This window comes from Paucisalibacillus algeriensis, from assembly GCF_000577245.1.
In the GTDB taxonomy this organism is placed as follows: domain Bacteria; phylum Bacillota; class Bacilli; order Bacillales; family Amphibacillaceae; genus Ornithinibacillus.
The window spans coordinates 146203-159895 of the sequence record NZ_CBYO010000016.1 but is presented as its reverse complement, the minus strand read 5'-3'; the positions used below and the strand labels follow the sequence as shown (position 1 = coordinate 159895).

Below are 13693 nucleotides of genomic sequence, written 5' to 3'. Positions count from 1 at the left end.
TATCCCCTCTACATAGCTTTCGTATCCTTTGGTTGTGGCCTCTTGTCTTCATAAAATAAAAAGACATTCGGGTTAATTTCACCTATCCCCATATACCGAGCTTTATAATCCTTCAACAATACTAAGAAACGTTTACTCAACAATAGTATGACAACCACGTTAATAAACGTTGGGATTGCTGAAGTAATATCTGCAAAATACCAGACTGCCTGACCCGGCATTCCAACACTTACAGCGTAAATTACCATTGCCATACCCGGTACCGGATAAAACCACGTAAAGAAGGTTAAAATCGCACGTTTGATTTTTGTATCGCTTTTTTTAAACAAGTGTCGTAATAGAATTTCGTAATAAATATACCAGCCTGTTGTAGTGGTTACACCAAATAACACTACCGAAATTGCAATAATATACCGTCCAATTTCTCCAATTCCAACTTCAAAAGCAGTAAGTGTCAATTCTGCACCAGACAGTCCTGATGACCATACCCCAGTAATAATAATAGTAAGAGCTGTAATGGAACAAACGATAATGGTATCAACAAAGACCTCAAACGCACCCCATATCCCCTGTTTTACAGGATGATCAACTTTTGCAGTCGAATGTACCATTGGTGACGTACCCCAGCCAGCTTCATTACTATAAACCGAACGTGCCATTCCCATTTGAATTACTTGAGCAACTACCGCGCCCGTAAAGCCACCAACCGCAGCAGTTCCACCAAAAGCACCTGAGAATATCATGCCAAATGCATTCCCAACTTCCCCTAAGTTGGTGAAGATAATAAAAAGACCAGATGCTATAAAGAATAACACCATGAAAGGTACAATTCTCGTAGCGATTTTACCGATGTGCTTAATTCCACCATAAATAATATAATAGATGACAACGGTTAAACCAATCGAAGCTGGAATCATCCCAACACCAAATGTTGAACTAACAGCCTCTGAAATGGTATAGTTTTGTAGCGTGAAAAAGAATGTACCAAAAATACCAAAACCAAATATAATAGCCGGTATCATCCATAGCTTAAAATTCTTTTCCTCACCAAGACCCTTCTCCATATAGTAGGTCGGCCCACCATATGGATCCCCATTTTCATCCGTATTCCGATAATGCACGGATAGGGTTACCTCAACCGTTTTAATAATCATCCCTAGAAGCGCACATAACCACATCCAAAATACTGCCCCAGGTCCCCCAACTGCAATTGCCGTAGCAACACCGCCAATATTCCCTACACCTACAGAACCACCAACCGCTGTACTCACAGCCTCAAAGGAGGACAAGATACCTTTCGATTTCTCGTCTGTATCTTGTTTTTTAAATATCCTCCCAAAAGTGGACTTCAGAATATGCGGTAAATGAACGAATTGGAAAAACTTCGTAGCTACCGTAAAATAAACCCCTACAAATAAAATCGTAATAATAAGTGGTAATCCCCATAAAAAGCCAACGACCTTCTCTAAAAAATCCCCCAAAAGCTTTCCCTCCCTTATTTAATTGCGTTATGCCGAGGTGCTTTTAATGTACTTAATATCCCCTCCTATAATCGTCATTTCTATGACAGTATTTAAAAGCTCATCCGGGTCCTCCAACTCAAAAGGATTCTGCGAATAAACCGTCATATCCGCTAGCTTGCCACGAGAAATTGTTCCTTTTATTGTCTCTTCATTTGTAGGGTATGCTCCCATTTTGGTAAATAACTTAAATGCTTCTTGCATCGTTAATTTTTCTGTTATATTCCATCCTTTATGGGTATCTCCGGGTGCCTTACGGGTTACCGCTGCATGTATACCAAGCAATGGATCCATCTGCTCAACAGGTGAATCAGAACCACCTGCACAAATCACATTGGAGTTGATTAATGTTTTCCACGCATAGGCAAGTGGAAGTCTTTCAGGGCCAAGTCGCTCTTCCACCCATGGGAAATCTCCAACAACAAATCTTGGCTGGATATCAGCAATTCTACTTGGAACTGCTAATCTTGGAATTAATTCTTTTCGTAATGCTTGAACATGAATCAATCGATCACGATAACCTACCGTTGGAAATTTATCTAATTGATTCAAGACATTTTCTAATGCTTGATCTCCAATTGTATGAACTGCAATGGGCATCGATAATTCACGCGCTTTTCGAATGATGTCATATAATTCCTCATTCGAATACATTGCCTCCCCATATTCATTAGGTTCATCATGATATGGCTCCGATAGTAGCGCTGTCCTTCTCCCAAAAGCACCATCTGCAAAAAGCTTTACTGCGCCTATTTGTAATGTCTCATTCCCAAAACCTGTATACATCCCCGATTCTTTTAAATCATTCAAATACTCATGGTCGATTAATAGATTAGAACGTAGTCCAAGCTGCTCTTGATTTAATAATTCATCAAACAGCTTATATGTATTATGTAGGCCTCCTAAAAAGCCAGGGTCATTCGTATGGACACTAGTCAATCCTTTTTGCATCGCATCCTGAATGGTCTTTCTCAATGCCCCTTTTAAATCCTCAAGGGAATATTCTGGGATAAATTGTTTGAAAATCTCTGAAGCAGATTCTAGTATTAGTCCGGTTGGCTGTTTTGTCATGTCATCAACAACAATTGCTCCCCCCTGAGGGATGCTCATTTCTGTATGGTACCCACTAACCTCTAAAGCTTTACGATTAACAAGCGCAGCATGCCCACAAACTCTAGGGATAAATAATGGATTATGAGGAGCAACATAATCTAACTCGGAGATAGTCGGAATTCCACCATCCGTAAATAGATTTTCATCCCAACCTCTTCCAAGTAACCATTCACCAGGAAGTAATGTCATTGCTTTCGATTTTATTTTATATAGCATTTCTTCCTTTGAGGTTATTCCTGTTACATCAACATGTAATAAATTTATCGCAATCGCTGACATATGGAGGTGACTATCTACTAAACCAGGGGTAACGGTCTTCCCTTCAAGATTTACTACCTCTGTATTTAATCCTTTCCAGTACGTCATGATTTCTTCGTGAGAACCACTATCAATAAATCTACCGTTTTCTACTACAACCGCCTCAACCTTTGGCTTTATTGGATCAAAAGTATAAAAGTCACCATTTGTAAATATTTTTCTCATGCTTCTATCCCCTTTATCTTTGCTTCTAGTTCTGAGAACCATTACATTTTTTACTATTTTTATTAATATACAAAATATTCTAAATATAGTCAATCTAATCTTGTGGACAAAATATGCTATTATGATACTATTTAACTAATATTTTTTTGTTCTAAGGAGAGAGTTATTTTGATCGAGGTCTACACAGATGGAGCATCCAAAGGTAATCCAGGCATAAGCGGAGTTGGCATTTATATAAAAGCACATGGTAAACAGTTTGAATTTAGCTTTCCACTTTGTGAAATGTCGAATCACGAAGCTGAGTTTCATGCAGTGATTAAAGCACTTGAAGTCTGTGAAGAAAAATTCCCAAATGAAATCCTATCCTTTCGCTCTGATTCCCAAACAGTGGTGAGTGTCGTTGACAATGATTTTACCAAAAATAAAATCTTCCTCCCATTATTAGAAATCATTCGCGAAAAAACGACAAAGTTTCCATACTTCTTCATCAAGTGGATACCAGAGAAAGAAAATGGAAACGCCGACCGACTAGCCCGAAAAGCAATACAAGAACAACACTAGGTCCTGTTACTTCCCGAAATTTGTCGAATGCTAAACCACAAAAAAGCTACTGAATAACATTCTATTCAGTAGCTTTTTCCAACTAATTCAATTTCTCCACATCTGTCACTGTAAAGTTATTCTTATCAAGATCAACTTTTATTTTCTCAGCTAGTGCTTCATCTACATTTTCAGGAAGCACGATGCAAACCCTTCTGACGTAATTGGAGTTATTATTTAAGGAAATAACACTTTGCACGTTACAATGTTTGTTCACGACCTTCAACATTTTCTGTAATGCACCTGAATATTCAATCGTTCCAATTGTAAAGGAGTAGCTTCCATTATGGACTCCCCATGCATTTTCTAACACTTGAATAACGTTACCATTTGTTAGTATCCCTAAAAAGTCCATGGAGTCACTTACAACGGCTAGATACGGTAACTGCTTTATCGATGAGAATACTTTGAAGAATGGGGCATCTTCCCTTATGTAACCTTCACGGTCAGTAATTAACTCCGATAATGTACCGACCATAGAATGATCAATTTCATACTCTAGTAAATCGACTTTATAAATATTGCCAACATACTTCTCCCCAGTCTCATTAAGAACTGGAATACAGCGATAACCTGATTCTTCAATAGTATTCATCACGGATTCTAAGCTATCATTTTCCCTTACATGGACAACTTCTTTTTTGTTCACATAATCATTTTTTACTAGCATATTTATCCCTCCATGATAGTATTCTTGGGATTACTAAGCCTTATCCCTTACCTCTATTTTCCTATATTACCAGTTAAATAGCAACATGGATACTTCGACAAAATTTTACTAAAAAAAGACTGCTAGAGGCTAATACGTGTAAAATAGCTTCTAGCAGTCTCGCTTTCTTTAAGTAAACCTCAATCAATGAGAAATATTATCCCTAACTCTTCGTTATATGATTCTATTCTTCTTCCTCAATAAAATCATATTCTTCTCTTAATGATTCCCAATGGTCTGAAACAGCTTTATCTTTTTCCCCTGCAATTGTATTTAATTCGACTAATTCTGCCTCAAGTGCTAAAAGATCCTCTTCAGACTTGCTTTCATCAAGAAAAGCTTCAACAAATTCTTTCTCTTTTATAACTGCATCATACATTGCATTTGCTAACTCTACATGTAGAGAATGATATTCTTTCGCAACATCATATTCTAATGATTGTGAGTCATAGTATTCCTTTATTTCTGTAAGTAATGGAAGTAGTTCATTATCATACACTTCAAGCGCTTCCTGGTCTGTTTCTACAGTATCAATTTTCGTATAAAGTCCATCAATTTGTTCTAATTTAGGATTGATTTCATCCACCATCGCATTATGGTAGTCTAACACCTCATCTGCCTCTGGTGAGCTACATGCTGCAAGAACAACCATTAATGCTAAACCAACTAGTAAAAGTAATATTTTTTTCTTCATGTCTTTTCCCCTTTATTTATGTACTCCTAGCCATTTTAAATCAAATCTACAAACTGTCAATTACATGCAATTTTCTAATCCATTTTAATTAGGTACAAAGCCTTATATCGGGACAACAATAGTAACTTTTTGTTACCAAATAGGACACTTGAAGTAGGGAATCAAAGTCTATAAAACTACCATTTTATGGAAAATAATTAGTGCTAACGAATCATTTTTATAAAATTTCAAATTAAATGTAGCTTGGGACTAATATAATTTGCAAAATAAATTAACCAGAGAGTTTCTCGTCCAAATAATTCATTTTAACAAGAGATATCCTCCACTAAGTAAAGGACACCTCTTATTACTCAGACATCACGTTATGTTTTCCCATGATAATTTACAACAATAATGCCTAACGCTACGAAAGCGATGGCCAAGTATATAAATAAGTTCAAACTCTCACCCGGAATAAACATAGCAGACATTACTGTTCCTGAAACTGGTACAATAAACTTGTATATACTAAGTTCACCTGCATTATTATACTTTAGTAATGAATACCAAAGAGTAAAGGCAATCGATGAGAGTAATGCTGAATAGATAAACAATCCCCAACCAATTGGTGTGAATGTTATCGCTCCTTCATCCAATAATGGTAACCCAACTATTAACATAATGACTCCACCTAGGGTTAATTGCCAACCGGTAATTGTAACAGGATGAATTCCAGTAGCAAGCTCTTTCGCCATTATCGTTGCAATAGCTGCAGTTAAACCAGAAAGTATCATATATCCTTCCCCGTCCCATTGAAAAGATAGCTTCAACTCTTGCCCCCAATTGGCAATGACAATTCCCATAAACCCAGCAAGGAGACCTATTGTTTTCCTCCAGCTCATTCGATCACTCCGGTAATAGAAGTGCGCAAGGATAACCGTAAAGAAAGTACTAGCTGAACTCAGGATAGCACCTTGCATCCCAGATACGTTGGCTAGTCCATTGTAAAAGAAAAAGTATTGTAAAGATGTTTGAACAACACCTAAAAGAATTAATATGAAAAACTGTCTTTTGGTAACCAATATCCGTTTCCCGTTTTTCGCCATTATAAAAAGAAGAACTATTAGTCCAGCGAGAGAGAAACGAGCCCCTGCAAAAACAATTTTCGCAATGACGTCATTTGGCGCCATTTGCAGCTCCTCATAACTCACCTTTAAAACTGGAAAAGCACTACCCCATAATATCGAACAGAACACCGCAATAATTACCACAGACCACTTTTTTTGAAATAAATCTTTCAAAACGTCCATCTCCTGTAATGAAACTTACATACAAAAGAATATCATACGCCAAAATTATCAACCTAGCAAGATAACAAAATATAGTTTCTAAAATCAATTCGACATGGTTCTACCTATTTCGATTAGTGACAGGCACCCTTGCCATTTTTAGTTTGAGTTGCTATAGTGGTGGAAAATACTGTTAATATTAACAACATTGGGGGAGTTTTTTTGAGATGTGTCTTACGTAATGGTTTACTGATAGTGACGCTTTTATTTCTGTCTTCCTGCCAACTAAACAAAAATACGGAAGTCGTATATTTCTCTGATTACCAACTGGAGCAAGTGATTCGCGAGGAGCTTAGTTTGCCTGATGGAGATATTTTACCAGAAGATTTAAACAAAATTACTGAATTGGATTTATCTGGGCAACGGATTAAATCCATCGATGGAATTGAATATCTTGATCATATAAAAACTCTTAATCTACAAAACAATAAAATCTCAAACTTTTCCCCATTAGAGGGATTGGAACGTTTAGAAGAAGTTAATATCGGTGGGAATCCCTATGAGACTGAAATCATCGAAAAACTAGAAGCCAAAAACATTGTCGTATTGACAAAAGTAGAAGTCGAAGTACGGGGAACGGCAGATGGACCAGGCGGGTTTCTTTGGAAAGTAGAAAACGGGGATACCACCGTCTATTTACAGGGTACAATACATATTGCAAACGATGAATTCTATCCGTTAAACCGAAAAATTGAAAAGGCATATGCTGAGGCAGATGTTATTGTTCCCGAAATTGATATGAACAATATTAATATGCTAGAAATGCAGGCCATGACCATGGAGTTAGCAACCTATTCAGATGGTAGTACCATCCAAGACCATCTTTCACCAGAAGTCTACGATAATTTAGTGAATACCTATTCAAATCTTGGATATTCCATTACAATGTTTGCAGACTATGAGCCATGGTTCCACTCTACTTTAATACAAAATTTAATGACTGAAGAGCTCGGGTTTATTGATGGGGTAGACTTTTACTTTTTAGATCGTGCAGAAGAGGATCAAAAACAAGTAATTGGATTAGAAACAGTAGAAGAACAACTATCTATTTTTGCTGATACAACACCTGAATTTCAGTCAGAAATGCTGGAAGAGTCATTAATAGAGATTGAAGAATTCGAAAGTCAAATGGAAGATATGTTTAACCTGTATTTGGAAGGAGATCCAGATAAACTTCTAGAATATTTAACTGTTGAAGGTGTAGAACCAACACCTGAAGAACAAGCTTACATGAAAGCACTCAACGACAACCGAAATTATAACATGGCCGAACAAATTGCCAACTTCTTAGAAGAAGATAGCGGGGACACATACTTTGTTATCGTGGGCAGTCTCCATCTATTACTAGAACCACATATAAGGTCCATACTGGAAGAAAAAGGGTATACTGTAGAACAGGTGTTATAAAGAAAAGTGCTCGCAATAAACTGATTACCTTAAAAAACGAATATTACACTACTTTAGCTCCGGAAATATACTATTGATGAGATCCGCGGTAAAGAAGACACCGCGATGGTTTTTTCGAGTAGCTGTCGCCCATGTGCTTTGTAGTAATAGCTTAGTATATTTCCGGAGCTTGTATTTACACTAAATAACCAAAAGTTAGATTTTCTTACTAGTATACTTATTGTAGTTCCTCTTTTAAATCATTCCAGACAATAAATTACTATACACATTCAACATATTAAGGTCATCCGCGCCAAACTCCTTGACTCTTGTCGGAGATGAAAGATAAATAGCCCCTCGAACACTACCTTCAACCATAATTGGAACACTTAATATAGAATCCCAATCCGGTAACCCATTAATCCTGTTAATCTTATCTGTCGCATCCCAATTGATTGTATAAAGTCCACGCTCTTCTAATAACACAGAATTTAGTATCTCTTCATCTACCAGAAAGTCCTGTAACCAATCCTTATGCTGCGCTTTTCTACCATAATACTTTTGACCATTCGCATGATAAAGTAAGATATAGCCATTTTGTGCTTCACTTATCTCGATAATCCTACCTAAAAATTGATAGAGTTTATCTTCCAGTGTTAATTGGCTATTATTTAACTGGATAAGCTCTACCATTGCCAGCACATTACGTGAATCCCTAATATCATCACCCGTTAAAATACCCGAGAGCTTATTTTGCGGCTTAGATTTGGTGATAAAGTCCCTATTCCAAACCTTTGCATTATTTCTACCAGTTTCTTTTGCCATATATAACGCTTGATCAACTTTGTCAATTAGTTCTCTAACATGTTGACCATGGTCTGGAAAAGTAGCAATTCCCATACTTATGGTTATTTCAAACTTATCTCCCAAAAATCTTTGAGACGTTACCTTTTTCCGTATAACATTCCCAAGTTCCAAAGCCTCTCCTTGCCCAACAGTAGGTAAAATGATAATGAATTCTTCCCCACCGTAACGCCCAAGAATATGGTTTTCTTCTAGGGTTTCCATGACAACATAAGATACCTTACGTAACACCGTGTCCCCAACCTGGTGTCCATAGCGGTCATTTACCAGTTTAAATCGATCTAAATCAAACATGATAATACTTAAAGACTCCCCAGAATCCTTAGAGAATTTAACATTAGATTCTAGAGCATCGTCCAAATACTTCCGCGTTAGCGCACCAGTTAATTTATCAATTGTTGCGGACAATTTCAACTGATGTTTTTCTAGCATTGAAGCTAATAATCCCATCAGCTCATTACATTTCTCTAACCCTAATTCGTTAAAATTATGAACAAACATGTCCGTCTCTAAGTAGACATATCCAAGAATGCTGTCCAGCTTATTAGTAATTCCTTGCTTCTGTAAAATGGGAATACATAAAGCTCCATGCAAATCCTCTGACAACAGGTTTACATCAACAAGCTTATCTTTATCATCCACCAAGAAAACTTCCTTTGTATCTCCAGCACGGTTGAGTATATATCGACTGGTAGGAAGTTTATCATTATCATCTGTCGAACTCAGAACAGTTAACTCGCCATGATTTTCCGTAATAATGAGTCCCCTCGTTGCAATTGTCACACCTGCGAAGAACTTAAGTAACATATTGATATTTTTCAATGTATTTGCCGTTACATTTTTAAGGATGTCGTTTGAGCTTTGAATATCCTTAGATAGTTTAGTCATATGTTGATTGCTTATATATCGTATAAAATCTTGGTGTTCAATAAAACCACTCATATAGTCATGATCTAAAATTTGGTCAAGTTTTTCCTTGGTTAAAATAGAACTACCCGAAACATCTCTAGTTACAAAGGAGATTTGATCTCCCATTAACCACAAATAAATCCGCTCTAATCTAATAAAACCTCTGGCAAAATGATGGTTATTCACAAATAATAGTTGATATTCTTCGGGGAGAGCTTTCACAATACTTTTTGCGATTTCAGTGCCTTCTAAATAATAATGTGCAGCACTGTATAATTTATTTTCTTGAAAAGCATAATCTCCTAATAACAGCAATATCTTTCCGACCATTTCGCAATGCCTTGCTTTTTTTGCAGATTCTAACCCACGAGTTAAATACAACATTGATTCGGATGAATTTTCCTTCATTCCAAGTAGATAATAGTAGCCTGCCCATAACGTATCAGGTGTTTGGTCAGAAAGATAGTTTTCTAGTTTTTGAATAAGGGGCTTCGTGTAAGTATGTCTTCCTCGTTTACTTAATACAGTTGCTGCCATCATTAATGCCTTAACATTAAACTGTTCTCTCGGAATTTTTTCCACTAATTCTAGTATCTCAGAAATTAAATGTTCAAATTGATTTTCCTGAGCATCTCTTAACATATTAATGTTTTTATAAATCTTTGCAGAATAGGAATAAATATTATCTCTACCTTGATTAAATGCTACAACCTTATCACTAAATTCATTTGCCAGTTCAAAGTTTCCTATCAATTGATAAAGATTCATGCTTGTATTATGAAAGTCAAACGTCTGCAAGTCGCTAAGATCACCTTTCTCGTAAAGGTCAATAACTCGCTCATAATAACTGATAGCATTTGAATAATTACCCATTTCTGCACTAGCATGACACATCAAATTGTACAGATGATACATTACCCAATTAGATCCGCCAATTTCTGCCTTTTGCAAAGCATGTTTAAAATGCTTATATGCCTCTTGAAAATTATGAGCATTGGCATAGATATTACCTATACTGGATAATGCGCGAATCTCCGTTTCAAAAATACCGTATTCCTCACTCAAGTCTCGAACCTTGATAAAATAGTTCATTGCAGTGTCTAATTCATCCATAAAGGCTTGATATATAACGCCAATATTATTAACTGCACCTAAATATCCTTTCATATACCCAGCTTCACCATGCAAATTCATGGCCAGGAGATAATAGTCAATTGCTTCTTCGACACGATTATGCTGTACACTAGTAAACCCAAGTAATAAATAAGCATTACCAGTAATACGTGGAAACTCATCTCCACTTTCCTCAATGATGCTGTGTAAAATTTCCGCTGCTTCATCGATTTGATTCTCTAATCCTAACAAGAAGGCTTGAAGTCGATTAAATTCCAATCTGGACTCTAAATCTTTAATTACAGGGAAGTGCTTTTCAACCTTCTGTAAAAACACCTTTACCTGTTCTGCCTGGTATAATGTTGCATGTAGATTACCTAGCGCAAGATAAATGGCTAATATATTTTCCTGATGATTTTTTTCTGTTGCAAGGTCTAATGCTCTATTTAAGTATTTCAATGCCTTTTCAGGTAGATTTACTTCCAGACATAAATCACTGATTTTCATGTGCAAATTAGTTTTATCTATTGCATCATCTATCATGGCAACTGCCTTTTCAAGATACTGAATCTCTGTCTTTATTTCATGCTGTTTATGTAATTGATGAGCAATTTCCAGATAATACTTAATACTTTTTTCCTTGTTCTCCGCACCCTCATAATGAAAAATTAGCTCTTCTATTTTACTTTCTCTATTTTTCTCAAGAAATATTCCAATCTGGTTGTGCATCGCTTTTTTTACTTCCGTATCGATTCCATTATAAACAATCCGCTTCAATACCTTATTATCAAATTCAAATAAATAGCCGTAATCTGAAACAAGTTCCTGAAGAATACCTTTTCGAAGTAATTCTTGAAGTTCTTCAGTAAGAATCCTTTCTTCCTTTTCAAGAACATAACAAATTGCACGGACAGATACAGGCTTATTAAAAACGGCCACTGTTTTAAGTATATCCAGGCTTTCATTTGTTAAATCCCGCAACTGATTTAACAAGGCTTGTTCGATACTTTCTGGAACCTGAAGTGAATTATAATCGTTTGAAGGCAACAGAATACTCCACATACCATTTTCAGGGGAAACATGTAATAGCTTACGGCTATACAAATCCTTCAATACTTCATGAATAAACAACGGATTCCCATATGAACGTGAAAATATCCTCTCCGTAAGTTTGAGCGGTTGATAGGATAAAGACAAAATATGCTTAATCAATTCCGCTGATTGTTCTTTCGATAACGGATTTAATCGAATCACACTCGAATCGGTTCTCTTTTTAAGAAATTCTAGACTATTTAAAAATACGTAGTTATCACTATCATCTCTTACCTCTCCAGATAAAATAAACATTAGGTTATTTTGATGTAACACATTCGTACTCAAATAGTTGATTAAATCCATAGTAAAGGTATCAGCTAAATGAAGATCGTCAATGATAAATACTGCTGTTTTCCCCTGAAGACTTTCATTTATAAATGAAGCAATTCTATTTAATAATCTGTATTTATTGTTTCCATCCAGTAAAAATTCGATGGGTGTTGTTCTCTCTTTTCTTTCTAGCTCCGGTAGATACTTAACTAATTCAGCGTGATATTTCCTGAGTACACGCTCATCTGTTAGACTAATGATCTTTTGTAAAATATCAATCCATAGATTTCTACTATCCGAGCTTTCTAACTGAAAGCTTGCGAAAGCATGAACCTTGTGTAACGCTAACAAAAAATTAATCTCCTGCAAAAGGCGCGTTTTTCCAATTCCATTATCGCCTTGTATGAAAAAAATTCGCTTACTTGGATTATAACCAATCATGGATTCAACGTTTCTTAATATAATCTCTATTTCTACATCTCTTCCAACAATTTCGGTATCAAAATGGAGCTTTTCAATTTCCCCTTTATCAATAGTAGAAAAGTTTCTACCAAGCCCCTTACCAAGCTCATCTATAATTGCTTGTACATTTTCATATGGAAACTTCTCTTGTGGCATAAGTAATTTCCCTACAATTGGAAGTACTTTTTTTAATAATAGCTGATCATTAAAGCTATAAGTATTTAGCTCTTCTTCAAGCTTTTCTAATTCTATTTTCGGGTTGGTTATAACTGGTTTACATTGAATCATCGCAAGCAACATCATGCCAAGTGAGTACATATCGGATTCCTTGCTGACCTCGTTTCCTGCTAATACGTTAGGCGATTGAAAATAAGAATCTTCCAATTCATGACGACTATATTTTTCTAACGTAATAGTTGCGAGATCCTTGAGCTTTAGGATTACCTCTTCACCTAAATCTACCACTTGAATTGCTTGTGGATTTAGAGAACCATAAACAAATCCATTCATATGGATATAATCTATGAGTGAACAAAGCTCAATAAAGCGTTCAATGATTTCATCTAATTCTAGTTTCTGTATATAGTCTTCAAAGTCTTCCATCTTTTCGTTATATTCTGATGTAAAATAATAGATTTTATCTGTGTGAGCTCTATTATCTATGAAAGAGACCACACCAAATTCATAGTTCTTAGAAATCTGTTTTTGACTTAAGTTCTTTATCGATATAAATCTCTTAGCAAAAAAATCAACCAACGGTTTTGGTGTGTATTCCGAATTTAATAGATTTAGTTTGATAATGCGGTTATCTCTCAGTATATCTACAACAGTGTATGTTGACACAAATTTATCTTGATTTAGGAGATCGATAAGTCGATAGCGATTATTAATAATTTCCACGGATATCACCTCTTCCTCGTTTAATGGTTGGTATGTTTTGAACTCTTCTTAGCCCACGGCCCGAACACATTTCGGTTTCCGTGTATTGGGGCCGTACAGTGGGTAAAAAATCCACTTTTCATATATACACAACAATCTTTTACAACTTTTCCTCATATTAATATAATCCTATAAAAAAACAGGCTATTCGTAAGAACGAATAGCCAAAAATCTCGTTAGTTGTAATCATCAGTAATTTGGCAGCCTG

At 35.9% G+C, this 13693-nt stretch carries 8 protein-coding genes; 2 read left to right on the top strand and 6 right to left on the bottom strand.

Annotation, left to right across the window (positions count from 1 at the left end):
• Nucleotides 1-8: 8 nt before the first annotated feature.
• Both TY11_RS12950 and TY11_RS12945 read right to left on the bottom strand, forming a co-directional pair.
• Nucleotides 9-1481 (bottom strand): alanine/glycine:cation symporter family protein, encoded by a 1473-nt coding sequence (locus tag TY11_RS12950; protein ID WP_042146807.1) that lies wholly within the window; start codon nucleotides 1479-1481, stop codon nucleotides 9-11.
• 27 nt (nucleotides 1482-1508) lie between these two features.
• Complete coding sequence (locus TY11_RS12945) at nucleotides 1509-3116, bottom strand: amidohydrolase (RefSeq protein WP_042146806.1); 1608 nt, start codon at nucleotides 3114-3116, stop codon at nucleotides 1509-1511.
• Nucleotides 3117-3284: 168 nt separating this feature from the next.
• On the opposite strand from TY11_RS12945, the gene TY11_RS12940 reads away from it, so the two are divergent.
• The gene (locus TY11_RS12940; RefSeq protein ID WP_042146803.1) at nucleotides 3285-3677 is read left to right on the top strand and encodes an RNase H family protein; all 393 of its coding nucleotides are present in this window, start codon (nucleotides 3285-3287) and stop codon (nucleotides 3675-3677) included.
• Nucleotides 3678-3759: 82 nt separating this feature from the next.
• On the opposite strand, the gene cbpA is transcribed toward TY11_RS12940, so the two are convergent.
• The 3 genes from cbpA to TY11_RS12925 all read right to left on the bottom strand — a co-directional run bounded on the left by cbpA (nucleotide 3760) and on the right by TY11_RS12925 (nucleotide 6399).
• Nucleotides 3760-4386 (bottom strand): cyclic di-AMP binding protein CbpA, encoded by a 627-nt coding sequence (gene cbpA / locus TY11_RS12935; RefSeq protein WP_042146801.1) that lies wholly within the window; start codon nucleotides 4384-4386, stop codon nucleotides 3760-3762.
• A gap of 223 nt (nucleotides 4387-4609) precedes the next feature.
• Complete coding sequence (locus TY11_RS12930) at nucleotides 4610-5119, bottom strand: hypothetical protein (protein WP_042146799.1); 510 nt, start codon at nucleotides 5117-5119, stop codon at nucleotides 4610-4612.
• A 362-nt stretch (nucleotides 5120-5481) separates the two neighbouring features.
• On the bottom strand, nucleotides 5482-6399 hold the full coding sequence (locus TY11_RS12925) for a DMT family transporter (RefSeq protein WP_081755917.1): 918 nt from the start codon (nucleotides 6397-6399) through the stop codon (nucleotides 5482-5484).
• A gap of 210 nt (nucleotides 6400-6609) precedes the next feature.
• On the opposite strand from TY11_RS12925, the gene TY11_RS12920 reads away from it, so the two are divergent.
• The gene (locus TY11_RS12920; RefSeq protein WP_197025093.1) at nucleotides 6610-7854 is read left to right on the top strand and encodes a TraB/GumN family protein; all 1245 of its coding nucleotides are present in this window, start codon (nucleotides 6610-6612) and stop codon (nucleotides 7852-7854) included.
• Between the two features lie 234 nt (nucleotides 7855-8088).
• On the opposite strand, the gene TY11_RS12915 is transcribed toward TY11_RS12920, so the two are convergent.
• Nucleotides 8089-13446, bottom strand: a complete 5358-nt coding sequence (locus tag TY11_RS12915; RefSeq protein ID WP_042146793.1) for a diguanylate cyclase — start codon at nucleotides 13444-13446, stop codon at nucleotides 8089-8091.
• Nucleotides 13447-13693: the final 247 nt, after the last annotated feature.